We start from the raw sequence: 25,748 nt of genomic DNA on the forward strand, positions 1-25,748 counted from the left end.
GTGGCCGACGCCAATGCGCCCCAGGCGCAGCCGCTTGCGGCGGGCGGGGCGCTGCCCGCCGTGTCCGAGCCGCGCCTCGTCCCCTTCGGAACCGCCCTGCCGGGCGACGGCTGGCGCGGGCGGGTCGCCGGGTTCATGGCCCAGCCCGCCGTGCGGCGCGCGCTGCCGGGCGTGGTCGCGCTGGGCGCGGTCGGGCTCGTCGCCGCGCTCTGGCTCGCCATCGCCGAACCGCCGCAGCGCCTGCTCTTCTCGGGTCTCGGCGATCTCGAGCGCGGGCAGGTGGTCGAGGCGCTCGCCGCGGGCGGGATCGATCACCGCGTCGACCCGTCGACCGGCGCGATCACCGTGGCCGAGGGCGATTACTACGCCGCCTCCTCGCTCGTCGCGAGCAACGGCGCCCTGCCCGCGCCGCAGGGGGCGGCGGAAATGCTCGACGCGATCCCGCTCGGTTCCTCGCGCACGCTGGAGGGCGAACGCCTGCGGCTCGCCCGCGAACGCGAGCTGATGCTGACGATCAGGGAGATCCAGGGCATCGCGGCGGTGCGCGTCCACCTCGCCACGCCCGAACGTTCCGTCTTCGTGCGCGAGCGGGACGCGCCCAGTGCCTCGGTCATGCTGTCGCTGGCGCGCGGGCGGAGCCTGTCGCGCGCGCAGGTCGATGCGATCGTCAATCTCGTCGCCGGATCGGTCCCCGGCATGAGCCCGGACGCGGTGCGCGTGGTCGACCAGAACGGTCGGCTGCTCTCCGCCCCCGAGGGTGAGGAACACGAAGGTCTCGCCCTGCAGCGCGAATTCGAGGCGAAGCTGCGCGAACAGGTTTCGAGCCTGCTGCTGCCGCTTCTCGGCGCGGGCAATTTTTCCAGCCAGGTGCAGGTCGATCTCGACCAGGCCGAGGTGACCTCGGCGCGTGAGAGCTTCGACGACCAGGGCGTGATCCGTTCCGAGAGCGAGCGCAGCGCGACGCGCACGAACGGCGCGCCCGTCGGCGGCGTGCCCGGGGTCGATGCGAACATCCCGCCGCCGCCCGCCGATCTCGTCGACGGCGCGCCCGAGGCCGCTGCGTCCGCCGCTGCCGTCGGCGCCGGTCCGAGCGACAGCGAAAGCGCGGTCCAGCGCAATTACGAACTCGGCCGCGAAGTCGCGGTGACCAGCGTGCGCCCGGGAGGGCTTCGCAGGCTTTCGGTCGCGGTCGCGGTCAGCAACGCCGCGCTCGTCGCCGCAGCACCGATGACCGCCGAACAGCTCGAAGCCCTCGTCGCTGCGGCGGTCGGGGCCGATCCCGCGCGCGGCGACACGGTCGAGGTGGTGGTCGGCGGCTTCGAGAGCATTGCTCCGGCCGAGCCGCAATTGTGGGAACAGCCGTGGTTCATGCCGGCCCTGCGTCATGGCGCGGCGCTGGTCGCGGTGCTGCTGGTGCTGCTGTTCGTCGTCCGACCGCTGATGAAGCGCGCGCGCCCCGCGACCGGGGAGACGGCCGGGGCCGCGGTCGAGCCTGCGGGCGAGGGTTCCGCCGACGTCGCGCCCGCTGCGCGGGACGCGGCGGAAGGCGAGGAGGGCGAGCCGGCCGACGAATTCGCCGACCTCCCGCAGCAGGTCCGGCTCGCCCGCCAGCTCGCCGCGAGCCGGCCCGAACGCGCGGTCGCGGCGCTCCAGCGGATGCTCGAAGCCCCGCCCGAGCCCGCGATCGAGCCAGGCGGGGCCGAGGCCGCATGAGCGCGCAGGCAGCGGACGCGGACGCCGCCAAGGGGCAGCCGGACGAGGCCGCGCCCGCCATTACGCGCGCGCCGCTCACCCGGATCGAGCGCGCGGCGGTTTTCCTCATGCTGCTCGGCGACGAGGAGGCGGCCGGCCTCCTCGCCCGGCTCGACCCCGGGGAATTGCAGGCGGTCGGAGCCGCGATGCTCGCGCTGGGCGAGATCGACCGCACCCGCATGGCCGAGGCGATCGCGGACTTCGTCGCCGAGGCCGGGCGCGAGATCATCCCCGCGCGCGGACGCGGCGCGCAGGTGCGCCAGCTGATCGAAAGCGCGCTCGACCCGGCGCGGGCGGAAAGCATGATGCAGCGGATCGAGCCCGAGGGCCGGCCCCGCATGGTCGAACTCGCGAGCTGGCTCGCCCCGGCGATCCTCGTGCGGTTGATCGAGGACGAGCACCCGCAGGTGATCGCCGCGCTGCTGCTGCTGCTCGATCCCGACCAGGCCGCCGAGGTGCTTTCGGCCCTTGCCGAGCCGGTCCAGGCCGCAGTGGTGGAACGCGTCGCACGGATCGGTCCGGTGTCGCTTTCGGCGGTGGCGATGATCGACGACCTGCTGCGGCAGCGGATCGGGGCGAGCTTCGGGACGGCGGCGCTGACCATGGGCGGCCCGCGCGAGGCAGCGAACCTCATCAACCGGGCCGCGGGCGATCTCAAGAACCTCGTCCTGCCCGCGATTGCCCAGCGCGATGCTGGGCTGGCGAGCCGGATCGAGGAAGAGCTGTTCACCTTCGAAATGCTGCTCGACCTCGATCGCCAGGCGATGAGCCGCCTGCTGCGTGATGTCGACAACGATGCGCTGGTCGATGCGCTCAAGGGGCTGGGGGAACACCAGCGCGCGCCCTTCTTCGCCTGCATGTCGAGCCGCGCGGCGGACGGCATTCGCGACGAGATCGAGCTGCGCGGGCGGATCGCTAGGAGCGAGGTCGAGGCGGCCCAGCGCAGGATCGTCGAGCTCGCGCGCGGCCTCGCCGATGCGGGCGAGATCGTGATCGGGGGGGACGATGGCGAATTCGTCTGACGCTATCGCCGCGCTGATCGCCGCCGGTGCCGCGGAGGCCGGGGCAGCGCCGTGCCGCCCGCCCGCCGGATGGCTTGCCGCGCTGGACCGGCGGGACGGTTTTCGCCCCGGTGCGCCCTTCGCCAAGCCTCCGCCCGCCCCGCCGCCCGGCCCCTCGCCCGAAGAAACGCTTGCCGCCGCGCTGGCCGAGGCGCGGGCCGGGGGCGAGGCCGCCGGACGCGCCGCCGCGCTCGCCGCGCACGCCGCCGAGGAAGAGCATCGCCGCGCGCTGCGGCTCGCCTTCCGCACGCTCGACGCGGCGGCGCTCGACGCGCTGGCAGCGGCGCTGGCCGAGACCGTGACCGCGCTGTGTGCCAAGGTGCTGGGGGACTGGACGCCCGATCCCGCCCGGCTCGCCGCGCGCTGCACCGAGGCCGCCCGGCTGCTGGGCGAGGCGCCCGCGGCGCTCGCGCTCCATCTCCATCCCGCCGATATCGCGGCGCTGGGGGAAGGGGCGCTCGCCGAGTGGCGCGTGGTGCCCGACCCGGCGCTGGAACGCGGGGCGCTGAGGCTCGAAGGGGCGGACGGGGCGGTGCGCGACGGACCGGAGGAATGGCGTCGCGCCATCGCGGAGGCGGTGCGGGGCGGTGGCGGGAATATCGGCGCATGATCGCGGAATTGCAGATCGAACTGGCGCGCCTGGCCCGCGCCGCGCCGTCGACGGGACCCGTGCTGACCGGGCGCGTGGCCGCCTGCGACGGCGGGCTCGTCGAGGTTTCGGGCCTGCCGCTCCCGATCGGCTCGCTCGGCGCGATCGACACGGGCGGCGCGGGGGAATGCCTGGCGGAGGTGATCGGCTTTCGCGGCGGGCGTTCGCTGATGATGCTGCTCGGCGACCCGGTCCTGCTGCGCCCGCGTGCCGCGGTGCGCGCCTGCGGGTCGCCGGGCGAGGTGCGGGTGGGCGAGGCGCTGCTCGGGCGCGCGGTGGACGGGCTCGGGCGGCCGATCGACGGCGGCCCCGCGCCGGCCTGCGAGGCGCTCTGGCCGCTCGCCGGGCGGCGCGAGGGGGCGCTCGAACGCGCGCCCGTGCGCGAAGCCTTCGATTGCGGGGTGCGCGCGATCAACGCGCTTGCGACCATGGGCGTGGGCCAGCGCCTCGGCGTGATCGCGGGATCGGGGGTCGGCAAGTCGGTGCTGATCGACCAGATGACGGCCCGCGCCGTGGCGGACGTGACCGTCGTCGCGCTGATCGGGGAACGCGCGCGCGAGGTCTCCGACTTCGTCGCCCGCCACATGGCCGGGGCGGGGCGGGGGCGGCTGGTGGTGGTCGCGGTCCCGGCCGATCACGCGCCCAACCTGCGCCTGCGCGCCAGCCAGTATGCCTGCGCCATCGCCGAATGGTTCCGCGCCCGCGGAAAGCGCGTGCTGCTCGTGCTCGACAGCCTCACCCGCGTCGCCCATGCCGCGCGCGAGCTCGCCCTGGTGCTGGGCGAGCCGGGCGCGGCACGGGGCTATCCGCCTTCCGCGCTCGCGGCGGTCACGCGGCTGGTCGAGCGCGCGGGCAATTCCGCGCGCACGGGCGGGGCGGTGACCGGGCTCTACACCGTGCTCGCCGACGGGGACGACGTGGCGGACCCGGTGGTCGATACCGCGCGCGCGATTCTCGACGGTCACATCGTGCTGTCGCGCGACCTCGCCCAGCGCGGGCACTATCCCGCGATCGACGTGCCCGCCTCGCTGAGCCGGGTGATGGACGACATCGTGCCTGCCCCGGCGGGGAGCGCCGCGCGCCGCCTGCGGAGCCTGATCGCCGCGCGCGAGGAGAACCGCGACCTCGTGCTGATGGGCGCCTATCGCGCCGGCTCGGACCCCGTGCTCGACCGCGCGCTCGCCGCTGCGGGGGCGATCGACGCCTTCCTGCAGCAGGGCCGGGGCGAAGCGGCGGGGCTTGCGGACAGCCTCGCCGCGCTAGAGGCGCTGGTCGCCGGGATCGAGGGCGCCGCGTGACCCCGCGCACGAAACGCCGCCGCGCCCTGGTCGCCCGCCAGCTTGCGCTTGGCCGGATCGCGCGGCGCGAGGCGCTCGGCGGGCTCGCCGGGGCGCTGGCCGAGGAAAAGCGCAGCCGGGCGCTCGCCGTCCGCAGCCGGGACATGGCCGCCGAATATGCCGGGCCTGGCGGACATGGCGGCGCGCAGGTCGGCGCGGCGCTTGCCGGGCGGCTGCGCTTTGCCGGGGCGCTCGTGCGGCTCGCGGGCGAGGCCGAGGCACGCGGGGAGGAGGCTGCGCGCGAGGCCGGGTGCCAGGCGCGCGCGCTCGCCGCGGCGGAGCGGCGGCTCGAGATGCTGGAGGCGCGAGCGGCGTCCGCGCGGCGGGCCGAGGAGATGGCGCGCGAGCGCCGCGAAGACGCGGCGGCAGGCCCGCTGGCACGCAAGTTGCAGCGTTCTTCGTGAGCGCGCTGTCGCCCGGGTGCGAAACCCCCGCGCCCCGTCCTGCCGTCGAGGAGGTCCCCGCCGATGTATCCTGCCCTGCCCGAAGCTCTCCCGCTCGCGTCGCCCGCCGGGCTACCCGCCGCCCCGCTTGAAGGGCTCGCGGCGAACGCGGTCGAGGCGAACGCGGGCGAGGCCGCGCCGGGCTTTTCCGCCGCGCTGGAGGCTTCGCACCTCGCGCTAGCGCGCGCGCTCGCACCCGCTGCGGCGGGGCGCGATCCGGCCGGTCTGGCGCAGGGGCCGTTCGCCGACGCGCTGTCCGGTCCAGCCGCGCGGTCCGTGCAGCCGACCGCGGCGGGCGTGGCCGCGGGGCGGGGGCCAGCCGCTTTTCCCGCCATTGCCGCAGGGCCGGAAGGCCCGCCCCGCCCGGCCAGCCGGGGCCTTGCCGAAGGAGGCTTGCCCAAAGCGGGGCCGTCCGAGGCGGGTTTGCCGGAGCAAGCGCCGCGAGGCAGGGACCTGCCGCACACCGGCGAACGCCTGCCGCTTGCGGGCCTGCCCGGCCCCGATCCCGACTTCGCGCCGGCCGGACTGCTGCGACCTGCAGCGGCAGCGCGCGATGGCGGCGAGGTGGAATCGCGGACTGGTGCGGAACCGGCCGCTCCTCCGGCCGTGCCCGCGCCCGTCCCCATTTCGTCCGAGAAAGACGGCTCCGCGCCTCCTGCCGAGCCCGGGGCGCAGGAGGCTGAACCGGGCTTCCCCTCGATCCCGCTGCCCCCGGCGGTTCAGGCCGATCCCCGGACGGGCGCGCAAGGTGCGCCGCCGATGCGAGGCGCGCCTGCCCTGCCGGTTCCGGCACCCGTTAGCGCGGCGCATCCGCCGGAGAATATCGCGACCATCCCGGTCGAGCCGGTCCCCCCGGCCGCGCTCCGCGCCGATCCGGCCGCCGCAACCCTCGCCGGGCCGCCCGCCGAACCCCGCGCCGCGCGAGGCCGCCCGGCGGAACCCGTGCGCCAGGGCGCCGAGGCCCGGCGCGGCGCGAGCGATCCGCCGATCGGGCCAGCCCCCTTGCGGGCGGTGCGCGGCCGCGCCGTCGCGCCCGCCACGGCGCCGCCCGCCGCGCCTAACGCGGACCCCGCCCAAGCCGCCCAAGCCGCCCAAGCTCACGAGTCGGCCGCGACCGCCGGACCGACCGCTGCGCCCGCATCTGCCCGTCTTGCGCCCGGCTCCGGCCTCGTTCCGGGTTTCGCGCCGGCTGCCGGTTCCCCGCCCGCGGAAGCGCCCCTGCACGGGTCGATCCCGCGCGCGGAAGCGCCAGCCGCCGGTCCCGCCCTGCCCGTTCCGCAGGAGCCGGGCGCCGACCAGCCCGCGCCGCCCCCGGCCCCGGGCGATCGGGCGCAGCCGGTCGAACCGCGGGCACTGCCGGACGAGCCTGCCCCCGCCTCCTCCGCCGCCCCCGCAGCTGCGCCGGCGTCCCCCGCTTCGCCCGGCCCCGCCGCCACGCCGCTCCAGACGGCTCCGGCCGCGGGCGAGGCCCGCCCCGACGCCAGGCTCGCGGCAGAGGTCGAGGCGGCATTCGACCGGCTTTCCGACAGCCGCCAGGCCCAGCGCGACCTGCGCCCCGAGGTGAACCTGCGCCACGGCGAATTCGGGCTCGTCCGGGTCCGGCTCGAAGGCAGCGGCGAGGACCTGCGCGCGACGCTCAGCGCGCGCGATCCGGGCTTCGTCCCGGCGGTGCGGCAGGCGCTGGCCGAACGCGGGGCGTTCGAGCGGATCGCCCCTGCGCCTGAGACGGCGGCGCAGGCCGGTCTTTCGATCGCCCTGCGGATGCCCGAACCGCCCGGCGCTGCGGGGGGGACTTCGAGCCAGGGGCAATCGCCGACCCACACGCAGGCCCAGTCGCAGGCCCAGCCGCAGGCAGGAACCGGGTCCGGCGGCGGCGGACAGGGCTCCGCCGGGGGGCAGCACCCGGGCTCCGGCGCCGCGCAGGCCGAAGCCGCGGGCGAGGCCGGCTACGGGTCTTCCCCGGGGTCGGGGCAGAGTTCGCCTCAACCATATATCGCCCAATTCGATCAGGACGGGCGCGAGGCCCCGGCGCCTGCGGATGAAGCGGCCGGGCACGGCGCGCAGGCGACCCATGGCAGGGCGCGCGGTGCGGGCCTCTATGCCTGAGCGCGCCGATGCGGGCGCGATGACGACAGGAGGAGGTGAGTTTCCATGGCCAAGGGCAAGGACAAGGCCGAAGGCGACAAGCCCAAGGGGGGCGTCTTGAAGATCGCGCTCGGCGGCGTCGCGCTCGTCGCGGTCGGCGCGGGCGGGGCCTATGGCGCCTTCGCCGCGGGCCTGTTCGGCGGCGGGGCGAAGGAGGGGCCGGACGTGCCCGGGTTCGTCGCCAAGGGCGAGGCCGATCCCTATGCCCCCGCCGGCGGCAAGGGCAAGGACGAAGGCCCGGTCGTCTATGGCGAGGGCGGGAGCGAATACCGCACCGCCTATTACAGTTTCGAGGACAGCTTCACCTCCAACCTCGCGGATTCGCCCGCGCTGATCCAGGTCGATCTCGCGGTTTCGACGCGGCGCGACGGGCGGGTGCTGCAATGGGTCGCAAACCACGAGCTCGCGATCCGCTCGGCGATCCTCGTCCAGCTCGCCGCGACGCCCGAGGCCGATGTCTACGCGGTCGACGGGAAGGAAAAGCTTGCCCAGCGCCTGACCCGGGCGATCAACGAAGTGCTTGAGGAGAACGAGGGCTTCGGCGGGATCGAGAACGTGCATTTCAAGGGTTTCCTCGTCCAGTGAACATGATGCCCTCCTTCGCCCCGGCCGCCGGATCGGCGCCCGGCGCCAAAGCCCGCGCGCGATTCCGCGTGCGGCGCCCTGCACGACATTGCGACGAACTGGTGCGGCGCGGACCGCGGCCCGAGGAGCGGGCCGGGATCCTCGCTCTCTGGCGGCGCGACCTTGCCCTCACGCTCGCGCGGGAACTCGGCGCGCTGCTGCCCGGCGACAGTCTCGCCGTGACCGTTTCCGAACCCGAGCTGCTGCGCGGGAGCGATGCGCTCGCCCGGATCGGGCCGCTCGCGGCGAACAGCCTGCTGCGCTGCGGCGATGCCGAGCGCACGGCGCTGCTATCCTTCACCTTCGCGACCGCGATCGCGCTGACCGACCGCTCCTTCGGCGGGGAGGGGGAGGTTGCTTGCGGCGTGCCGGACGGGGCCGGAGCGGCGACGGCGGTCGCGCCCGACCGGTTGCCGCGTTCGGCGGCGCTGCTGATCGACCGGGTCGCGGCGATCGTCGCCCGCGCGCTCGCCGCCGGGTCCGGCGACGGGGCGAACGGGGCGAACGGGACCGGGATAGGGCCGGAGAGCGAGGCCGGCGTCATCCTCCGCAGCGAAAGCGCGGGGCGGCTCAAGCCCTTCGCCCCGGATGCGCCCGCGGTGCTCCTCACGCTGTCGCTCGCCAATGCCGAGGGGCGCGAATGGGACGCCCGCCTCGCCCTTGCCGAGCGGGTCTTCGAAGCGCTCCTCCCCGGGACCGCCGCGCCGCGTCCCGCCCGGCGCGCGCGGTCGGCCCGCGCCGGTGCGGCCGGGGCGCCCTTCGGCGCGATCCCGCTCGCGCTCGAGGGCGTGCTCGCGGAATTCGAACTCTCGCTCGCGCGGCTCGGGCGGCTTGCCCCGGGCGACACCATCGCGCTCGCCGTGCCGGGCGAATTGCCGCTGCGGATCGGCGAGCGCGTGGTCGGCTGGGGACGGCTCGGCACCCTGGGCGACCGCTTGGCGATCCGCCTCACCCGCCTGCCCGATGCGGCCCGCCGGGCGCCGGGCGATGCGTCGCAGGGAGACTCGCAATGACCGCCCTGAACCCCGCTCTCGCGCGCTTCGGCGATGTGAGCGTGAGGCTTTCGGTCGAACTCGGCCGGACCGAGATGAGCCTGCGCGATGTCCTCGCGCTCGGCGAAGGGAGCGTCGTCGCGCTCGACCGCCTGACCGACGAACTGCTCGACGTCACCGCCAATGGCCGGGTGATCGCGCGCGGCGAGGTGGTGGCCGAGGACGGGCGCTTCGCCCTTCGCATCGTCAGCCTCGCGGGCGAAGAGGGCGACGAGGCCCCGCCCGAGCCCGATGCGCCGGGCGGGACCGGCGGGGTCGGGGGCGGGGAAGCGACTGCGAGCGCGACCGGGGGCGACGACGCATGATGGGCGAATACCTCCTGCGGCTGGCGCTGCTGCTGCCGCTGCTCGGCGCGCTCGTCTATGGCAGCCTGCGCCTCACGCGCTTCCTGCAGGGCCGGCTGGTCGGCGGCGCGAGTGAAGGGCGGGTGCTGCGCCTTGTCGAGACGAGCCTGGTCGCGCCCGGCCTGCGGCTCGCCGTGGTGCGGTTCCATGACCGCGAGATCCTGATCGGTGCCGGGCGCGGGGGGCTGGTGCGGCTGGGCGAGGCCCCCGCACGGCCCCCCGCACGGGCCGATGCACGGGCCGATGTGCGGGCCGAGGTTGGCCTTGCGCGCGGGGCGCAAGGAGACGCGCCGTGATCCGGAAGCTCCTGATCCTGCTCGCCGCCTGGGCGGTGCTGGCCGCGGCGATCTTCCTCCCGCCCGAACCGGCCCTCGCCGCCCCGACGGCCGCGCCGCTTGCCGCGCCGTTTACGGCGAACGCAAGCCCCGGCATCGGCGGGGCGATCGAGCGCGCGCTCGGAAGCGAGGGAGCGGGGAGCGCAGCGGGCGGCGCGCCATTGAGCATCTCGCTCCAGCTTCTGCTGGTGATGAGCCTGCTCACCATCCTGCCCGCGCTGGTCCTGATGATGACGAGCTTCCTCAGGATCCTGATCGTGCTTTCGATCCTGCGGCAGGCGCTCGGCCTCCAGGGCTCCCCGCCGGCCCAGGTGCTGGCGGGGCTCGCTCTGTTCCTCTCGCTCTTCGTGATGGCCCCGACGCTCGACCTCGTGAACGACGGGGCGATCGCTCCCTACGCCGCCGGGAGCCTGTCCGCAGACGCCGCGATCGCCCGCGCGGGCGAGGCCTTCCACGGCTTCATGCTGCGCCAGACGCGCGAGACCAACCTCGTCATGTTCACCGACCTTGCTCGCAGCGGCGGGTTCGACGGCACCGAGGACATTCCCTTCTCGATCCTGCTGCCCGCCTTCGTCACCAGCGAGCTCGAGACAGCCTTCCAGATCGGCTTCATGCTGTTCCTGCCGTTCCTGGTGATCGACCTCGTCGTCGCGTCCGTGCTGATGAGCCTCGGCATGATGATGCTGTCGCCGACCATCATCTCGCTGCCGTTCAAGCTGCTGCTGTTCGTGCTGGTCGACGGATGGGCGCTGCTGATGGGCAGCCTCGCGATGAGTTTCGGGTAGCGGCCATGCAGGAAGAGGCCCAGCTGCTCGCGCTCGCCGACCGGACGCTGTGGGTGACCGCGCTGATCGTCGCGCCGGTGCTGCTCTCGGCGCTGCTGGTGGGCCTGCTCGTCGGGATCGTCCAGGCGGCGACCTCGATCAGCGAGCAGACGCTGACCTTCGTCCCCAAGCTCGCCGTCGTCGCGGTGGTGTTCGTCGTGCTGGGAGCCTCGATGATGGCGCTGCTGGGCGATTTCCTGCGCGAGGTCTTCGCCCAGATCGCCCTCGTCGCGACCTGAGGCGGACCCGCTGTGAACGTCCTCGATGTCGGCTTCGGCGCGCTCGACGAGCAGCTCTGGCAGGTGCTGTTCCTGTCGGTCCGCTGCGCCGCCGCCTTGATCGCGGCGCCGGTCGTCGGCGCGCTCGCCGTGCCGCCGGTGCTGCGCGCCCTGCTCGGCGTCGCATTGGGGGTGTTCGTAGCGAGCTGGACGCCGCTCCCGCCGCTTCCCGAAATGACGAGCTTCGCCGCGATCCTTGCCGTGTTCCAGGAGGCGGTGATCGGCGCGGCACTGGGCTTCGTCCTGCAGATCGCCTTCGCCATCCCCCTCATCGCCGCAGAACAGATCGCGGGCACGATGGGCCTTGCCATCGCGACCTCGATCGATCCGGCGAGCGGGGCGCAATCGGGCGCGCTCGGCACCTTCCTCGGGCTGGTCCTCACGCTGCTGTTCTACGCCATCGGCGGGCACCTGCTATGGTTCGAGCTGCTGATCGAGAGTTACCGCCTCCTTCCCGCGGGCAGCGGCGGACCTGGCCGGACCGGCCCGTGGAACCTCGCCCTGTTCGCGGGCCATGCCTTCGCCACCGCCGCGGCGATCGCGCTGCCGGTGATCTTCGTCCTGATGCTGGTGCAGATGGTCACCGGCGTCATCTCGCGTTCGGCCCCGGCGCTCAATCTCTTCGCGCTCGGCCTGCCTTCGGGCGTGCTTGCGGGGATTGCCGCGCTGATCGTGGTCATGCCGATCATGGTCGAGCAGTTCGTCGCCCTGATCGAAGTCGCGCTCGGCCAGGCGGCGCGGCTGGTCGCGGGAGCCGCATCGTGAGCGAGAGCGCGGCCGACAAGACGCTGGAGCCGACCCCAAAGAAGAAGGAGGACGCCGCCCGCCGCGGCGATGTCCTGCGCTCGCGCGAACTGGTCACGGCGGTCGGCACGGCGACAGGCGCGGGGATGCTTATCCTGACCGCGCCGCCGCTGATCGAGGGGCTCGCGCGGATCGCGGTTGCGGCGCTGCGATTCGACCGTGGCACTCTCGAAGCGTTCCGTCCGGAGGTGCTGGGCGGGCTCGCGGCGCGCACCATGCTGCCGCCGATTCTCGCCATCGGGGCGGCGACGATCATCGTCACGATCGCCGTGCAGCTTGCCGCCGGGCAGGGCGGCTTCAATCCCTCGGCAATCGCGTTCAAGGGGGCGCGGCTCGACCCGGTGAACGGCCTCAGGCGGATCTTCGGCACGCAGGGCCTGGTCGAACTGGCGAAGGGGCTCGTCAAGCTCGCCCTGCTCGGCACGATCGCGTGGGTCTGGGCGGCGGAGAATCTCGCCGCGGTGCTCGGGCTCGGGCGCGGCACGCTTTCGGCGCAGCTCGGCCATGCCCAGGTCGCGGCGGCGGGGCTGGCGGGCGCGCTCGTCGCCGGGCTGCTGCTGATTGCGGCGATCGACCATCCCGTCCAGGCATGGCAGCGCAATCGCCGCCTGCGAATGAGCCACCAGGAAATGCGCGAGGAGGCGAAGCAGGCCGAAGGCTCGCCCGAGATGAAGGCCGCCCGCCGCCAGCGCCAGCGCGACCTTGCGCGCGGGAGCATCGGCAAGGCGATGAAGGAGGCGCAGTTCGTGATCGTCAACCCGGCGCATTTCGCGGTCGCGCTGGCCTACGACCCCGCGCTCGCCCCCGCGCCGGTGGTGCTGGCGAAAGGGCGCGGCGAAACCGCGCTCGCCATGCGCGAGATCGCTGCCGAGGACGGCCTGCCGGTGCTCGAATACCCGGCGCTTGCCCGCGCGGTCTATTTCACCACCCGCACCCGCCAGATGGTGCGCGAGGAGCTCTATGTCGCGATCGCCGCGCTGGTCGCCTTCGTGATGTCGCTGAAGCGCGGCGAGGCCCCGCGCCTGCCCGAAATCGAGGTGCCCGCGGATCTGCGCTTCGATGCCGAGGGGAACCGCACCCCCGCCCCCGGCGGCGCTTAAACCCGGGCGGGGGTGTCCGTCCTTGGGGCCATGGACAATCCCGGCGCATCCATCCTTTCGGCCCTCGGCGGCGGCAGCGGGATCAATTTCATGCAGCTCGCCGACGATCTCGCCGAGGCGAGCTATGGCGTCCAGCGCGACCGGATCGAACGCGAGAACGAGACGCTCGAGGCGCGCATCTCGGCCGCTTCGCTGCTCCGCTCGACGCTCACCGGCCTCGCGAGCGCGCTGGGCGACCGCATCCGCGGCGGCGATGTCGCCCCGCGTGCGGCGATCGGCGATCCGGCGGTGGCCCGGGTCGCGACCACCCCGGGCGTGACCCCTTCGGGCAGCTTCTCGCTCGAGGTGACGCAGCTCGCGCGCGGGCAGACGCTGGTTTCGCGCGGTTACGCCAGCGCCGATGCGCCGGTCGGCCAAGGCACGCTCACGATCCGTTTCGGACGCGTGGACGGGGCGAGCTTCGCCGAGGACACGGGTCGCGCCCCGCTCGACCTCGCGGTCGGGCCGGACGACACGCTTGCCGATCTCGCCGCCCGCATCAACGGGCAGGCCGGCGGCGCGCTTAATGCCTATGTCGCCACCGGGGCGGACGGGGCGCAGCTCGTCATCAAGGGCGAGGAGGGGGCGGCGAGCGGCTTCGTCCTCGAACCGGCGAGCGCCGCTTCCCCGCCCGAAGCCGTGCCGGGCGATCTGTCCTATCTCGCCTGGTCCCCGGCGAGCGATGCGGGCGAACTGCGGGCCACCGCGCGCGATGCCGAATTCGAGCTCGACACGGTCGCGCGCTCCAGCCCGTCCAACCGCGTGACCGGCCTGCCGGGCGGCATGACGCTCGACCTTGCCGCGACCAATATCGACGCGCCGACCACGATTTCCTTCGCCGACGATCCCGGCGCGATCGCGGCGGTGATGGGCGATGTCACCGCCGCCCTCAACGATCTCGTCGAACTCCTCGCCGAAAACGCGGCAGTCGAGGGCGGCACGCTCGGCAGCGATGCGGGCGCGCGCGAATTGCGGCGCGACCTGCAGGGCCTGACCAGCCGGGTCGTCATGCCCGACGCCGCCGAAGGCGAGCCGTCGACGCTTGCCGATCTCGGGCTCTCGCTCAACCGCGACGGCACCTTCCGGCTCGACAACGCGCGGCTTTCCGCGACGCTCGAGGCGAGCCCGGACGGCGCCGCGGCGATGTTCACGACCGGAGTGTTCGGGGTCTTCGCGACGATCGACCAGCTCGCCCGCGACAATTCGCTGAGCTCCGATCCCGGTTCGCTCGGCGGGTCGGTGGTGCGGTTCGAGCGGCTGGTCGAGCGCGGCGAGGAACGGCTCGCGCGGATCGAGGAACAGCAGGCTGCCCTGCGCGAGCGGCTGACGCGCAGCTTCGTCCGGTCCGAAACGCGCATCGCCGCGTCGCAATCGACGCTCGATTTCCTGCGCCAGACGTTCCAGCTTTCAGACAATTGAAACCAGTTTTCAGCCAATCAAGGCCGGTTTTCGGACGATGAATTCCGGCCTTCGGACAATCGAGGCGATGATGATGCCCGAACGAAATGCCGCAACCGCCTATCGCAGGGTCGAACTCGACGCCCGGATCGAGGCCGCGCGAGGCAGCGAACTCACCCGGATCTGTCTCGAGGAGGTGGTCGCAGCGCTCGGCCAGGCGCTCGCCGCGCTCGAGCGTCGGCCCAACGCGAATCCGCGCGAATCGCTCGCCCGGGCGCACGGGATCGCGCTGTGGCTGGCGCTCTCGGTCGATCCGGCCAACCCGGTGCGCGATGCGCTGGTGCAGTTCTATGGCGGCCTTGCAAGCGTCATCCGGCGCAACATGGTGCGCGCCGTGCCGGACGAGATCGCGGGGGCGCGGGGCGATTTCGCGGACCTGCTCGAGGCGGCGAAAGCGCCCTGAGGACCCGCCCCGGACGGCGCCGTCAGCCGATGAAGCCGGCGATGATGCGCGCGGCGTCGGCGGGGTCTTCGAAGGGGTGGAAATGGGTCCGGTCGGGGCGGTGAAGGTCCTCCCCCCGCGGCATGATCGAGGCGAGCGCGGGCCAGGTCGGCGAGCTCTTGAAATCGGTGAACTCGGTCTGCTTCGCGCGGATGACGAGCGCGGGGACGTCCACCCGCTTCGCCGCCTCGAGGATGCCGGAATTGCTGCGGCTGGAAGCGTAGATGCTCGCCTCGACCTCCGGCGAACAGGCGAGTTCGAAGCCGCCGCCCTCGCGCGGCAACAGGCCGTGGCGGCAGTAATCCTCGAACACGCGGGCGTCGAACAGGCAATAGGGATCGCGCGCGCGGAACCGCTCCATCATCGCCTCGGGCGAATCGAAATCGCGCTTTCGCCGGATCGCGGGATGGGGCGCGTCGCCGGTGTAGAGCGGGCCTGCGGGGGCGTAGAATTCGGGCGCGCAGATGACGGGATCGAACAGCACCAGCCGGCCGAAGGTCGCGGGGCTATCGGCGGCGCATTGCACGAGCAGGTGCGCTCCCATCGAATGGCCGATGCCGATAGCGCCGCGCAGCTTGATGCTTTGCAGGACCACCGACACGTCCGCGGCCACCGCCCGCCAGTCCGAAACCGGCCCGCCTTCGGAGCGGCCATGGCCGGGCAGGTCGAGCGCGATGCAGCGCCGCTCGGGGAAAAGCTCGATCACCGCGTCCCACACCCTCGCGTGAAACCCCGTCGCATGGGCAAAGACCAGCGGCGGATCGGCATTGCCCGGCTGGCCCCGCCAGTCGAAAAAGGCGAGCAGCCCGTTGCCGGTTTCGATGCGGCGGGTGGCCGGGGCGGGTCTGCTGGGCATGGTGCGTGTGGTCCCCGTTCGGTGGCGGCGTCCGCGCGGCGGCGCAGGCGTGCCCGCCTCTTTCCCGCCGTAGCCACGGGGGTCAAGCCCCCGGCACCGGGCCTCCGGTCCGGCACCCGCGCGCGCTTCGGGCGTTGATTTGACGCGCGCAGCCACTATCGGGGACGGCGCATAGACGCGACAACCGCCCGATCCCCGCCACTTTCGATCCTTCGGAGACCCTCGCCTTGCCCGACGCCGACCCGGCCGATCCGGATGTGACCGCCGAGTTCCGCAGGCTGATGGGCCTGTTCGCGACGGGCGTGTGCGTCGTCTCCGCGCCGGGTGAAGGGGATGGCGCGCCCGCAGTCATGGGGATGACGGTCAATTCCTTCGTCTCGGTCTCGCTCGACCCGATGCTGGTGTGCTGGAGCCTGCAGAATTCATCGAGCCAGTTCGCCCAGTGGCTGGGGGCGGAACGCTTCGCCATCAGCATCCTCGCCGAAAGCCAGCAGGCGATCGCGCGCCGCTATGCCGCGCGCGCCTCGAGCGGGCTGATCGCCTCCGATTTCGACTGGAGCGCGGCGGGCCTGCCGGTGGTGAAGGGCGCGCTGGGCCGGATCGAATGCCGGTCATGGGCGACCCACCCTGCGGGCGATCACACCATGATCCTGGGCGAAGTGACCGCGATGGACGCGCCCGAAGCATCCGACACCGCCGCGCCGCTCGGCTTTTTCCGCGGACGGTTCTGCCGGATCGCGCAATAGGGCGCGAGCAAGGCGCCCGCATTCATCGCAATGCCATCCGGTCCTGCTAATCCCCCGCGACACGTCCCCGATCCGGAAGAAGACCAATGCCCCGTTTCCGCTCCGACCGCCGCCGGTTCCTGTCCGCCACCGGCGTCGCCTTCGCCGCCCTCGTCGCGAGCGGCTGCCGCACCGGCTCCGCCGCTGGCGCGGCGGGCGCGCTGCGATCCGGCCCGACGAGCGGCAGGGCGGCCGGCTACGGCGCGCTGCGGCCCGATCCGGAGGGCCTGCTCGACCTGCCCGAAGGCTTCTCCTACCGCATCCTCTCGCGGCTTGGCGATGCGATGGACGACGGCGGCACCGTGCCCGACCGGGCCGACGGAATGGGCGCCTTCGATCTCGGCAATGGCGAGATCGCGCTGGTCCGCAACCACGAACTCCAGCCGCAGCACGATGCGGGCGGACGCATCGCGCGCGGGTTCGGAATGCGCAACGGCGAATTCGTGCCGGGCGGCACGACCACGATCGTGCTCGATGCCGAAACGCTGGCGGTAAAGCGGCAGTTCCGCTCGCTCGGGGGGACGATCCGCAATTGCGCGGGCGGGGTCACGCCGTGGGGCACGTGGCTTTCCTGCGAGGAAGCGCCGACCGGGCCGGGCCAGAAATATGGCGAGGGGCTGGCGCGCAACCATGGCTGGGTGTTCGAGGTTCCCGCGCGGGCGGGCGGGCTGGTCGATCCGGTCCCGCTCACCGCGATGGGCCGCTTCAACCACGAAGCGGCCTGCGTCGATCCCGCGACGGGCTTCGTCTACATGACCGAGGACCGCGACGACAGCGTGCTCTATCGCTTCGTGCCCCGGGTTCCGGGCGATCTGGTCAAGGGCGGCCGGTTGCAGGCGATGGCGCTCGAAGGGCTTGCCGACACGCGCAACTGGAACGGGGCGGCGATGGCGGTCGGGCGAGGCTACGACGTGCGCTGGATCGACCTCGACGATGTCGAGGCGCCGGCCGACGACCTGCGAGGGCGGGCGGCCGCCGGGGGCGCGGCCCTGATCGCGCGGGGCGAGGGACTGCACATGGGGGAGGGCGAGATGTTCGCCTGCGCGACGAGCGGCGGGGCCAGGGGGCTCGGCCAGGTCTTCCGCCTCGCGCCCGGTCGCAGCGACCGGCCCGACCGGTTCGAGCTGTTCTTCGAAAGCGAAAGCGCGGACCAGTTCAACTACGGCGACAACCTGTGCGTTGCCCCGAACGGGCACCTCATCGTGTGCGAGGACCAGTACACCGACGTGGTCGACAACCACCTGCGCGGGATCGCTCCCGACGGCAGGCCCTATGACTTCGCGCGCCTGCGGACCCAGACCGAGCTTGCCGGAGCGTGCTATTCGCCCGATGGCAAGTGGCTGTTCGTCAACGCCTATCGGCCGACCCTGACGCTCGCGATCACCGGCCCCTGGGCGTCCTGACGGGCGGGCGCGCGCATCCCGCAAGGCTTGCATTGACGCCGCGCATCCCGTTTAGCGGCGGGGATGCAGGACACGGAGCCGAGCCCGCCTTCCCCCGCCTGGCGCTTCGCGATCGACCGGGGCGGCACCTTCACCGATGTCGTCGCGGTGACGCCCGGCGGCCGGCTGGTGACCGACAAGCTCCTGTCCGAAAACCCCGGCCATTACGACGACGCGGCGAGCGAGGCGATCGCTAGGCTGATGGCCCGGCATGGCGAAGGCCCGGTGGCCGAAGTCCGCATCGGCACCACGGTCGCGACCAATGCCCTGCTCGAACGCAAGGGCGAAGCCTGCGCGCTGGTGACGACCCGCGGCTTTGCCGACGTGCTGCGGATCGGGACGCAGGCGCGGCCGGAGATCTTCGCGCGGCGCATCGTCCTGCCCGAACAGCTCGCCCGGCGGGTGGTCGAGGTGGACGAGCGGGTGAGCGCGGCGGGCGAGGTGCTGACCCCGCTCGACGAGGACGGCGCGCGCGCGGCGCTCGCGGCCCTGCGCGCCGAGGGCTGCGATGCGATCGCGATCGTGCTGATGCACGGCTGGCATTTCCGCGCACACGAACGGCGGCTGGCGCAGATCGCGCGCGAAACCGGCTTTTCGCAGGTCAGCGCGAGCCACGAGGTCGCCCCGCTGATCGGCATCGTCGCGCGCGGCGATACCAGCGTGGTCGATGCCTATCTCTCGCCGGTACTGCGGCGCTACACCGACACGCTCCAGGCTCGCCTGCCCGAGGTGGGGCGGCTGCGGTTCATGCAGTCGAACGGCGGGCTCGCCGAGGTCGGCGCGTTCCGGGGCAAGGACGCGATCCTTTCGGGCCCGGCGGGCGGCGTCGTCGGCATGGTCGCGGCGAGCGAACCCCTCGGCCACGCCAGGCTGATCGGGTTCGACATGGGCGGGACCAGCACCGACGTCGCGCATTGGGCGGGCCGATACGAACTGACCGGCGACAACGAAGTGGCAGGCGTAAGGGTCGCGGCGCCGATGATGCAGATCCGCACGGTTGCCGCGGGCGGCGGGTCGATCTGCTCCTTCGACGGATCGCGCTTTCGCGTCGGGCCTCATAGCGCGGGCGCGGACCCCGGCCCCGCCAGCTACCGCAAGGGCGGGCCGCTCACCGTGACCGACTGCAACCTCTTTCTCGGGCGGCTTGACCCCGCTTTCTTCCCGCGGGTCTTCGGCCCCGGGGGCGACGAACCGCTCGACCCGGCGGCGGCGCGGGCGCGGCTGGAGGAGGTCGCGGCGCGCCTGCCCGAGCCGCAGCCGCTGGATGCCATCGCCGAGGGTTTCCTCGCCATCGCGGTCGACAACATGGCGAACGCGATCCGCAAGATCTCGGTCGCGCGCGGGCATGACGTGACGACCTATGCGCTCGCCTGCTTCGGCGGGGCAGGCGGGCAGCACGCCGCGCGGGTGGCGGATCGGCTCGGGATCGGGACGGTGCTGGTCCATCCGCTTGCGGGCATCCTGTCGGCCTACGGCATCGGACTTGCCCCCGTGAAGGCGATCCGGGAGGTCAGTTTCGGCGAGGAACTGGGGACGGATTTCTCCGCTCCGCTCGCGGAACTGGCCGCCGCGGCGGGCGGGGCGCTCATCGAACAGGGCATTGCCGAAGAGGCGATCACGCTCGATCGCCGCGCCCGCCTGCGCTTCGCCGGGAGCGACAGCAAGCTGACCGTGCCAATCACGGACGCGGCGCGAATGGCCGCCGAATTCCGCGCGCTGCACCGCAGGCTGTTCGGCTATTCGGATGACGCCGCGGCGATCATCGTCGATGCGTTGAGCGTCGAGGCGAGCGGGACCAGCGGCGGGCTCGGCACCGCCAGGGCCGAGCCGGCCGCGCTCGCGGGCGAGCCCTCGGGCGAATGGCGCGCGGTCGAACGCGCCGCGATGGAGGAAGGCGAGGCGGTGGACGGCCCCGCGCTGGTGATCGATCCCGGCTCGACCACGGTGATCGAGCCGGGCTGGCAGGCGCGCCTTGCCGGGGAGGGCAGCCTCGTCCTCACCCGGACCGAGCCGCTGCGGCGCGAGCGCGCCATCGGCACCGCGGTCGATCCCGTCAGGCTCGAGATCTTCAACAACCTCTTCATGGCGATTGCCGAGGAGATGGGCGTCGTCCTGCGCTCGACCGCGACATCGGTGAACATCAAGGAACGGCTCGATTTCTCCTGCGCGCTGTTCGATGCCGCGGGCGCGCTCATCGCCAATGCGCCGCACATCCCGGTCCACCTCGGAAGCATGGGCGATTCCATCGCCCGCGTGATCGAAGCGCGCGGGGGCAGGCGCGACGGGCGGGGGTTCCGCCGCGGCGATGCCTATGTCCTCAACGATCCCTTCCGCGGCGGCACGCACCTGCCCGACATCACGGTGATCGTGCCCGTCTTCTACGGCGATGCCTCGGAGGAACCGGATGCCTTCGTCGCGGCGCGCGGCCACCACGCCGATATCGGCGGGATCGCGCCCGGATCGATGCCGCCCGAAAGCCGCCGGATCGAGGACGAGGGCGTCCTGATCGACAATGTCCTGCTGGTGGACGAGGGCCGCTTCCGCGAGGCGGAGATGCGCGCCTTGCTCGCCGATGCAGCGCATCCGGCGCGCAATCCGGGGCGCAACATCTCCGACCTGCGCGCGCAGCTCGCCGCCTGCACCCGCGGGGCCGAATTGCTGCGCGGCGCGGCGATGGAGCACGGGGGCGAGGTCGTCGCCGCCTACATGGGCCACGTCATCGACAACGCCGCCGCAAGCGTGCGCCGCCTGCTGGGCGGGCTCGAAGACGGGGAATTCGCCTACGACATGGACAACGGCCTCACCGTCAAGGTCGCGATCCGCATCGACCGCGAGGCCGGGTCCGCCGTGTTCGACTTCACCGGCACGAGCCCGCAGCACGAAGGCAATTTCAACGCCCCCCGATCGATCACCCGCGCGGCCACGCTCTACGTGCTGCGGACGCTGATCGACGACGACATCCCGATGAACGACGGGTGCCTGCGCCCGGTCGAGCTGGTCGTGCCCGAAGGCTCGATGCTCAATCCCCGGCCGGGCGCGGCGGTGGTCGCGGGCAATGTCGAGACGAGCCAGGTGGTCACCGACGCGCTCTTCGCCGCGACCGGCCGCCTCGCGCCCAGCCAGGGGACGATGAACAACTTCACCTTCGGCAATGCCGAACACCAGTATTACGAGACCATCGCCGGCGGTTCGGGCGCGGGCTGCGACCATGACGGGACCGACGCGGTGCAGACCCACATGACCAACAGCCGCCTGACCGATCCGGAGATCCTCGAAACCCGCCTTCCGGTGAGGCTCGAACGCTTCGCGGTGCGGTCAGGTTCGGGCGGCAGGGGCAGGCATTGCGGGGGCGAGGGGGTCGAACGGCGCGTCACCTTCCTCGAGCCGATGCGCGCCAACATGCTCGCCAACCGGCGCAAGGTGGCCCCGCGCGGGATCGCGGGCGGGGGCGATGCGGCGCCCGGGGCGAACTGGGTCGAACGGGCGGACGGCACCAGGGTCGAACTCGGCGCGACCGGTTCGGTCGAGGTCGGGCCGGGCGACACCTTCGTCATCCTCACGCCCGGCGGCGGCGGCTGGGGAGCGCCCGTGCCATGAACCACTGGCCGCTGGTCGGCATCGCGCTCGTCGTCGCCGGCTTCGCTTTCAGGTTCAACCCGCTGTTCGTGGTCGCGTTCGCCGCGCTCGTCACCGGGCTGCTCGGCGGGCTCGACCTCGTCGCCGTGATCGAGGCGCTGGGGCGCGCGTTCAACGACAACCGCTACATCTCGGTCACCTGGATCATCCTTCCCGTCATCGGCCTGCTCGAACGCTACGGGCTGCAGCAGCGCGCCCGCGCCGCGATCGAAAGCGTGCGCGGGGCGACGATGGGCCGGCTGCTCGTGCTCTATCTCGGCTTCCGCCAGGTCACCGCGGCGATCGGGATGAAGGACATCGGCGGCCACCCCCAGACCGTGCGCCCGCTGGTCGCGCCCATGGCCGAGGCGGCGGCGCGCAAGACCCACGGCGAACTCTCCGGGGACGATGCCGAGGCGGTCAAGGGCATGGCGGCGGCGACCGACAATGTCGGGCTGTTCTTCGGCGAGGACATCTTCTTCGCCATCGCCTCGATCCTGCTGATCCAGGGCGTGTTCGAAAGCTACGGCTACCCGCTCACGCCGCTGCAATTGTCGGTCTGGGCGATCCCGACCGCGATTTTCGCCTTCGTCATCCACGGCGCGCGGATCCTGTGGCTCGACCGGCGGCTGGGGGCGGCGCGCAGGGAGGTGGCGGGATGATCACCTATGAATGGCTCTATGTCCTCGCCGGCCTGTTCTTCGCGGCGTGGTCGCTCGCCAGCCTCGCCGACCGGGGCAATCCGAAGCGGATCGGCAACGCCGCCTTCTGGGGGCTGCTTGCGGCGAGTTTCTTCTTCGGAAGCCACGTCTCCGATCTCGTCAACGGCGTGCTGGTGCTGGCGCTGGTCGGTATCGCGGGGGCGGGGCTGATCGGGCGGAGCGATCCCGCGACCACCGACGAAGCCGGACGGCAGGTGCTTTCCGAGCGCTTCGGCAACCGCCTGTTCCTGCCCGCGCTGATCGTGCCGCTGACGGCGGTCGCCGGGACCCTGCTGTACAACTACACGCCGCTCGGCGCGACCGGTCTGTTCGAGGAGCGGCGCGAGACCCTGCTCCTCTTCGGGGTGGGCGTGCTGCTGGCGCTGGCGGTCGCGATGGCGTGGCTGCGCCCGCCCGCCCTCGCGCCGGTCGAGGAGGGACGGCGCCTGATCGATTCGATCGGCTGGGCCGCGATCCTGCCGCAGATGCTCGCCGCGCTCGGCGCCGTGTTCGCGCTGGCCGGGGTGGGCGATTCGATCGGCGAACTGGCCGGGCTGGTCATCCCCGAAGGCAGCGTGCTCGTCACCGTGATCGTCTTCTGCCTCGGCATGGCGCTGTTCACCGTCATAATGGGCAATGCCTTCGCCGCCTTCCCGGTCATGGCCGCCGCGATCGGCATCCCGCTGCTGGTCGAGACATACGGCGGCAACCCGGCGGTGATCGGCGCGGTCGGGATGCTGGCAGGCTTCTGCGGCACGCTGCTGACGCCGATGGCGGCCAATTTCAACATCGTGCCCGCGGTGCTGCTGGAGCTGCGCGACCAGTACGGCGTCATCCGCCAGCAGGTCGGGACCGCGATCCCGCTGTGGGTCGTCAATGTCGCGATCATCTATGTCGCGGGGTTCCTGTTGTGGCGCTGAGCGAGGAGACGGCGCGGCGGTTCGCGCGGGCCGCGCTGGGCCATGTCGCGCGCGAATATCCCAACTCGCCGGGCCATGTGCTGGGGAGCGATGCCGACGCGCTGGTGCCGCGCGCCCTGCACCCGGCATTCTTCGGGAGCTACGACTGGCATTCCTGCGTGCATGGCTGGTGGACCCTGCTGACCTTGAGGCGGCTCCATCCGGCCATGCCGGAAGCGCCCCGGATCGCGGCGCTGGCCGAGACGACCTTCACGGCGCAGAAGCTGGCGGTGGAGCTGGCCTATTTCGAACGGCCGGAATCGCGCGGGTTCGAGCGGCCCTATGGCTGGGGCTGGCTGCTCGCGCTCCATGCCGAGGCGGAGCGGCACGGCAATGCCGACTGGGCCGCCCACCTCGAACCGCTGGCGCGTGCGCTGGCGGAGCGTTTTTCGCAGTACCTGCGCCTTCTCACCTATCCGATCACGGTCGGCACCCATTTCAACACCGCCTTCGCCCTAACGCTGGCGCGGGACTGGGCGGAGACGCGCGACCCCGTCCTGCTCGCCGCGGCCGACGAATGGGCGATGGCCGCGTTCGGGCAGCGGCGCGACTATGCCGGGTGGGAGCCGGGGGGCGACGAATTCCTCTCCCCCGTCCTCACCGCCGCGCTGCTGATGAGCCGGGTCATGCCGGCAGGCGCCTTCGAACCGTGGGTCGAGGCGCTGGTGCTCGCCAATGGCTGGGTGGAGCGCGAATGCCGCCCGGTCACCGTTTCCGACCGCAGCGACGGCAAGATCGCGCATCTCGACGGGTTGAACCTCAGCCGCGCGTGGTGCCTGCGCGAGATCGCTGCCTGCATTCCCCGCCACCCGGCGGCGGCGCTGCTGCTCGCCCGCGCCGAGGCGCATCGCCGGGCGGCGATGCCGCACGTCACGGGCGATTACATGGGCGAGCACTGGCTCGCCTCCTTCGCCCTGCTCGCCGCGCTTGCCGCCGCCTAGATCATCCCCCGGGCGAGCCAGCGGTCCTGCGGTTCGGCCGCGCCGCCCTTGTCGAGCGCGCAGGCCTCGAAGGCGCGCGACTGCGACAGGAACACCTCGCCGTTCAGCTCTTCGAGGAAATGCGAGCGCTGCAGCCGGTCCATGACCGGGCCTTTCACCTCCGACAGGTGCAGGCAGACCCCCGCATCGCGCAGGCGGTAGTTGATCGCCTCGAGGCTTTCGAGGCCCGAGGCATCGATCGCGTTGACCGCAGAGCACATCAGGATGACGTGGCGCAGCTCGGGCTTTTCCGCGACCCGTTCGAGCACGTATTCCTCGAGCCAGCGGGCGTTGAGATAGGTCAGGCTTTCGTCGATGCGGATCGAGAGGACATGGGGGACGGTGAATACCCGGTGCCGTTCGACATTGCGGAAATGCTCCGTCTCCGGAACGCGGCCGACGATCGCGGCGTGCGGCCGGCTGGCGCGCCAGAGGTAGAGGAGAAGGCCGACGCCGACGCCCGCGATCACGCCCAGCTCGACCCCGGCGATGAGGGTGATGGCGATGGTCGCCACGTGCGCGGCGAAATCGGCCTTGGAATAGGCCCACAGCCGTCCCGGCGTCTTGAGATCGACGAGGCTCAGCACCGCCACGATGATGGTCGCGGCGAGAGTCGCGATCGGGAGGTTGTAGAGGAGCGGCGTCAGGTAGAGCGAGGCGAGCGCGATGCCGACCGCGGTGAACGCGCCCGCCGCCGGAGTCTGCGCGCCCGCGTCGAAATTGACCACCGACCGCGCGAAGCCGCCCGTCACCGGATAGCCGCCCGACAGCGCGCTCCCGATGTTCGACGCGCCGAGGCCGATCAGTTCCTGGTCCGGAGAAATGCGCTGGCGGCGCTTGGCGGCGAGGGTCTGCGCGACCGAGACGCTTTCGACGAAGCCGATGATCGAGATGAGCAGGGCCGGGACCCACAGCGCCTCGATCAGCGCGAGATCGGTCGAGGGCAGGGTGAAGGGCGGCAGGCCCTGCGGGATTTCGCCGACGATGGCGACGCCCTTTTCGCCGAGCTCGAGGACGATCACCGCGAGGATGGTCAGCGCCACGGCCACGACCGGTCCGGCCTTGGCCAGCATGTCGGCCGGCTTGGGCGGCAGGCCGAGCCGCTGGAGCGCGGGGTTCGCGCCCTTGCGGACCCAGAACAGGAAGGCGAGCGCGGGCAGGCCGATCGCCAGCGTCCAGGGGTTCGTCGTTCCGAGCGACGCGGCGAGACCGCCGAGCATTTCCGGCCAGTTGTCGCCGCCCCCGTCGATGCCGAGGATGTGGCGCAGCTGGCTCGTCGCGATAAGCACGCCGCTTGCGGTGATGAAGCCGCTGATGACCGGATGCGACAGCAGGTTCGCAAGGAACCCCGCGCGCAGCAGGCCGAGCAGGGCGAGCATGATCCCCGAGAGGAAGGCGAGCGTCACCGCCGCCTCGAGATAGGCCGCCGTGCCCTGCTGGGCGACCGCGCCGGCGGCCGAAGCGGTCATCAGCGAGATCACCGCGACCGGCCCGACCGCGAGCGTGCGGCTGGTCCCGAAGACCGCGTAGAGCACCAGCGGCATGATCGAGGCATAGAGCCCGACCACCGGCGGCAGCCCGGCAAGCAGGGCATAGGCGAGGCTCTGCGGGATCAGCATGATCGTGACGATCACCGCCGCCACGAGGTCGCTGGTCAGCACCTCCCGGTCATAGGTCCGCCCCCATTCGAGGATGGGGAGATAGCGTTTCAACATGCCCCGCT

24 protein-coding genes are annotated in these 25,748 nt (G+C 72.7%); 22 read left to right on the forward strand and 2 right to left on the reverse strand.

Features of this window, described 5'->3' with window-relative positions; genetic code table 11:
* From fliF to BLU08_RS12605, 16 genes are all read left to right on the forward strand, one after another.
* Entirely contained in the window at nt 1–1,713 is a 1,713-nt protein-coding gene (gene fliF / locus BLU08_RS12530; RefSeq protein ID WP_233995985.1) for a flagellar basal-body MS-ring/collar protein FliF, read from the forward strand.
* A complete protein-coding gene (locus tag BLU08_RS12535) occupies nt 1,710–2,774 on the forward strand; it encodes a flagellar motor switch protein FliG (protein ID WP_090199928.1) in 1,065 nt (354 codons plus the stop codon). The genes fliF and BLU08_RS12535 overlap by 4 nt, the downstream gene beginning before the upstream one ends.
* Entirely contained in the window at nt 2,758–3,423 is a 666-nt protein-coding gene (locus BLU08_RS12540; protein ID WP_090199930.1) for a FliH/SctL family protein, read from the forward strand. Before BLU08_RS12535 ends, BLU08_RS12540 begins: the two co-directional genes overlap by 17 nt.
* Entirely contained in the window at nt 3,420–4,760 is a 1,341-nt protein-coding gene (locus BLU08_RS12545; RefSeq protein ID WP_090201398.1) for a FliI/YscN family ATPase, read from the forward strand. Before BLU08_RS12540 ends, BLU08_RS12545 begins: the two co-directional genes overlap by 4 nt.
* The gene (locus BLU08_RS12550; RefSeq protein ID WP_090199932.1) at nt 4,757–5,203 is read left to right on the forward strand and encodes a hypothetical protein; all 447 of its coding nucleotides are present in this window, start codon (nt 4,757–4,759) and stop codon (nt 5,201–5,203) included. Before BLU08_RS12545 ends, BLU08_RS12550 begins: the two co-directional genes overlap by 4 nt.
* A gap of 63 nt (nt 5,204–5,266) precedes the next feature.
* The gene (locus BLU08_RS12555) at nt 5,267–7,348 is read left to right on the forward strand and encodes a hypothetical protein (RefSeq protein WP_090199934.1); all 2,082 of its coding nucleotides are present in this window, start codon (nt 5,267–5,269) and stop codon (nt 7,346–7,348) included.
* Between the two features lie 45 nt (nt 7,349–7,393).
* Complete coding sequence (locus BLU08_RS12560) at nt 7,394–7,972, forward strand: flagellar basal body-associated FliL family protein (RefSeq protein WP_090199936.1); 579 nt, start codon at nt 7,394–7,396, stop codon at nt 7,970–7,972.
* A gap of 101 nt (nt 7,973–8,073) precedes the next feature.
* Nucleotides 8,074–9,024, forward strand: coding sequence for a FliM/FliN family flagellar motor C-terminal domain-containing protein (locus BLU08_RS12565; protein ID WP_157674551.1), 951 nt, complete (start codon nt 8,074–8,076; stop codon nt 9,022–9,024).
* The gene (fliN, locus tag BLU08_RS12570; protein ID WP_090199940.1) at nt 9,021–9,368 is read left to right on the forward strand and encodes a flagellar motor switch protein FliN; all 348 of its coding nucleotides are present in this window, start codon (nt 9,021–9,023) and stop codon (nt 9,366–9,368) included. The genes BLU08_RS12565 and fliN overlap by 4 nt, the downstream gene beginning before the upstream one ends.
* A complete protein-coding gene (locus BLU08_RS12575; protein ID WP_090201400.1) occupies nt 9,368–9,703 on the forward strand; it encodes a flagellar biosynthetic protein FliO in 336 nt (111 codons plus the stop codon). The genes fliN and BLU08_RS12575 overlap by 1 nt, the downstream gene beginning before the upstream one ends.
* On the forward strand, nt 9,703–10,527 hold the full coding sequence (fliP, locus tag BLU08_RS12580; protein ID WP_233996165.1) for a flagellar type III secretion system pore protein FliP: 825 nt from the start codon (nt 9,703–9,705) through the stop codon (nt 10,525–10,527). Before BLU08_RS12575 ends, fliP begins: the two co-directional genes overlap by 1 nt.
* A 5-nt stretch (nt 10,528–10,532) precedes the next feature.
* Complete coding sequence (locus tag BLU08_RS12585) at nt 10,533–10,805, forward strand: flagellar biosynthetic protein FliQ (protein ID WP_090199942.1); 273 nt, start codon at nt 10,533–10,535, stop codon at nt 10,803–10,805.
* A gap of 12 nt (nt 10,806–10,817) precedes the next feature.
* A complete protein-coding gene (locus tag BLU08_RS12590) occupies nt 10,818–11,609 on the forward strand; it encodes a flagellar biosynthetic protein FliR (RefSeq protein WP_090199945.1) in 792 nt (263 codons plus the stop codon).
* Nucleotides 11,606–12,748 carry a flagellar biosynthesis protein FlhB gene (locus BLU08_RS12595; protein ID WP_090199947.1) on the forward strand — a complete coding sequence of 381 codons (1,143 nt, stop codon included), beginning with the start codon at nt 11,606–11,608 and terminating at the stop codon, nt 12,746–12,748. The genes BLU08_RS12590 and BLU08_RS12595 overlap by 4 nt, the downstream gene beginning before the upstream one ends.
* 30 nt (nt 12,749–12,778) lie before the next feature.
* A complete protein-coding gene (gene fliD / locus BLU08_RS12600; RefSeq protein ID WP_090199949.1) occupies nt 12,779–14,206 on the forward strand; it encodes a flagellar filament capping protein FliD in 1,428 nt (475 codons plus the stop codon).
* A 37-nt stretch (nt 14,207–14,243) separates the two neighbouring features.
* Entirely contained in the window at nt 14,244–14,648 is a 405-nt protein-coding gene (locus tag BLU08_RS12605; protein ID WP_157674552.1) for a hypothetical protein, read from the forward strand.
* Between the two features lie 22 nt (nt 14,649–14,670).
* Here BLU08_RS12605 and BLU08_RS12610 read toward each other — a convergent pair whose 3' ends face one another.
* Nucleotides 14,671–15,543, reverse strand: a complete 873-nt coding sequence (locus BLU08_RS12610) for an alpha/beta fold hydrolase (protein ID WP_090199954.1) — start codon at nt 15,541–15,543, stop codon at nt 14,671–14,673.
* 227 nt (nt 15,544–15,770) lie between these two features.
* Between BLU08_RS12610 and BLU08_RS12615 the strand changes: the two genes are divergently transcribed.
* The 6 genes from BLU08_RS12615 to BLU08_RS12640 all read left to right on the forward strand — a co-directional run bounded on the left by BLU08_RS12615 (nt 15,771) and on the right by BLU08_RS12640 (nt 23,986).
* Complete coding sequence (locus BLU08_RS12615; RefSeq protein WP_090199957.1) at nt 15,771–16,289, forward strand: flavin reductase family protein; 519 nt, start codon at nt 15,771–15,773, stop codon at nt 16,287–16,289.
* A gap of 86 nt (nt 16,290–16,375) precedes the next feature.
* Complete coding sequence (locus tag BLU08_RS12620; RefSeq protein WP_090199959.1) at nt 16,376–17,731, forward strand: alkaline phosphatase PhoX; 1,356 nt, start codon at nt 16,376–16,378, stop codon at nt 17,729–17,731.
* A gap of 63 nt (nt 17,732–17,794) precedes the next feature.
* Nucleotides 17,795–21,367 carry a hydantoinase B/oxoprolinase family protein gene (locus BLU08_RS12625; RefSeq protein ID WP_090199962.1) on the forward strand — a complete coding sequence of 1,191 codons (3,573 nt, stop codon included), beginning with the start codon at nt 17,795–17,797 and terminating at the stop codon, nt 21,365–21,367.
* Entirely contained in the window at nt 21,364–22,047 is a 684-nt protein-coding gene (locus BLU08_RS12630; RefSeq protein WP_090199964.1) for a DUF969 domain-containing protein, read from the forward strand. Before BLU08_RS12625 ends, BLU08_RS12630 begins: the two co-directional genes overlap by 4 nt.
* Complete coding sequence (locus tag BLU08_RS12635) at nt 22,044–23,006, forward strand: DUF979 domain-containing protein (protein ID WP_090199966.1); 963 nt, start codon at nt 22,044–22,046, stop codon at nt 23,004–23,006. Before BLU08_RS12630 ends, BLU08_RS12635 begins: the two co-directional genes overlap by 4 nt.
* Nucleotides 22,997–23,986, forward strand: coding sequence for a DUF2891 domain-containing protein (locus BLU08_RS12640; protein ID WP_090199968.1), 990 nt, complete (start codon nt 22,997–22,999; stop codon nt 23,984–23,986). Before BLU08_RS12635 ends, BLU08_RS12640 begins: the two co-directional genes overlap by 10 nt.
* On the opposite strand, the gene BLU08_RS12645 is transcribed toward BLU08_RS12640, so the two are convergent.
* A complete protein-coding gene (locus tag BLU08_RS12645; RefSeq protein ID WP_090199971.1) occupies nt 23,983–25,740 on the reverse strand; it encodes a SulP family inorganic anion transporter in 1,758 nt (585 codons plus the stop codon). The genes BLU08_RS12640 and BLU08_RS12645 overlap by 4 nt on opposite strands.
* Nucleotides 25,741–25,748 lie beyond the last annotated feature (8 nt).

It is taken from the genome of Erythrobacter sp. HL-111, from assembly GCF_900105095.1.
GTDB lineage: Bacteria > Pseudomonadota > Alphaproteobacteria > Sphingomonadales > Sphingomonadaceae > Erythrobacter.

Coding starts and splice junctions, on each gene's coding strand:
- BLU08_RS12630 (WP_090199964.1), top strand. CDS start 21,364: ATGAACCACTGGCCGCTGGTCGGCATCGCGCTCGTCGTCGCCGGCTTC.
- fliD (WP_090199949.1), top strand. CDS start 12,779: ATGGACAATCCCGGCGCATCCATCCTTTCGGCCCTCGGCGGCGGCAGC.
- BLU08_RS12585 (WP_090199942.1), top strand. CDS start 10,533: ATGCAGGAAGAGGCCCAGCTGCTCGCGCTCGCCGACCGGACGCTGTGG.
- BLU08_RS12535 (WP_090199928.1), top strand. CDS start 1,710: ATGAGCGCGCAGGCAGCGGACGCGGACGCCGCCAAGGGGCAGCCGGAC.
- BLU08_RS12555 (WP_090199934.1), top strand. CDS start 5,267: ATGTATCCTGCCCTGCCCGAAGCTCTCCCGCTCGCGTCGCCCGCCGGG.
- fliN (WP_090199940.1), top strand. CDS start 9,021: ATGACCGCCCTGAACCCCGCTCTCGCGCGCTTCGGCGATGTGAGCGTG.
- BLU08_RS12540 (WP_090199930.1), top strand. CDS start 2,758: ATGGCGAATTCGTCTGACGCTATCGCCGCGCTGATCGCCGCCGGTGCC.
- BLU08_RS12635 (WP_090199966.1), top strand. CDS start 22,044: ATGATCACCTATGAATGGCTCTATGTCCTCGCCGGCCTGTTCTTCGCG.
- BLU08_RS12625 (WP_090199962.1), top strand. CDS start 17,795: ATGCAGGACACGGAGCCGAGCCCGCCTTCCCCCGCCTGGCGCTTCGCG.
- BLU08_RS12575 (WP_090201400.1), top strand. CDS start 9,368: ATGGGCGAATACCTCCTGCGGCTGGCGCTGCTGCTGCCGCTGCTCGGC.
- BLU08_RS12645 (WP_090199971.1), bottom strand. CDS start 25,740: ATGTTGAAACGCTATCTCCCCATCCTCGAATGGGGGCGGACCTATGAC.
- BLU08_RS12605 (WP_157674552.1), top strand. CDS start 14,244: ATGAATTCCGGCCTTCGGACAATCGAGGCGATGATGATGCCCGAACGA.
- BLU08_RS12560 (WP_090199936.1), top strand. CDS start 7,394: ATGGCCAAGGGCAAGGACAAGGCCGAAGGCGACAAGCCCAAGGGGGGC.
- BLU08_RS12545 (WP_090201398.1), top strand. CDS start 3,420: ATGATCGCGGAATTGCAGATCGAACTGGCGCGCCTGGCCCGCGCCGCG.
- BLU08_RS12610 (WP_090199954.1), bottom strand. CDS start 15,543: ATGCCCAGCAGACCCGCCCCGGCCACCCGCCGCATCGAAACCGGCAAC.
- BLU08_RS12620 (WP_090199959.1), top strand. CDS start 16,376: ATGCCCCGTTTCCGCTCCGACCGCCGCCGGTTCCTGTCCGCCACCGGC.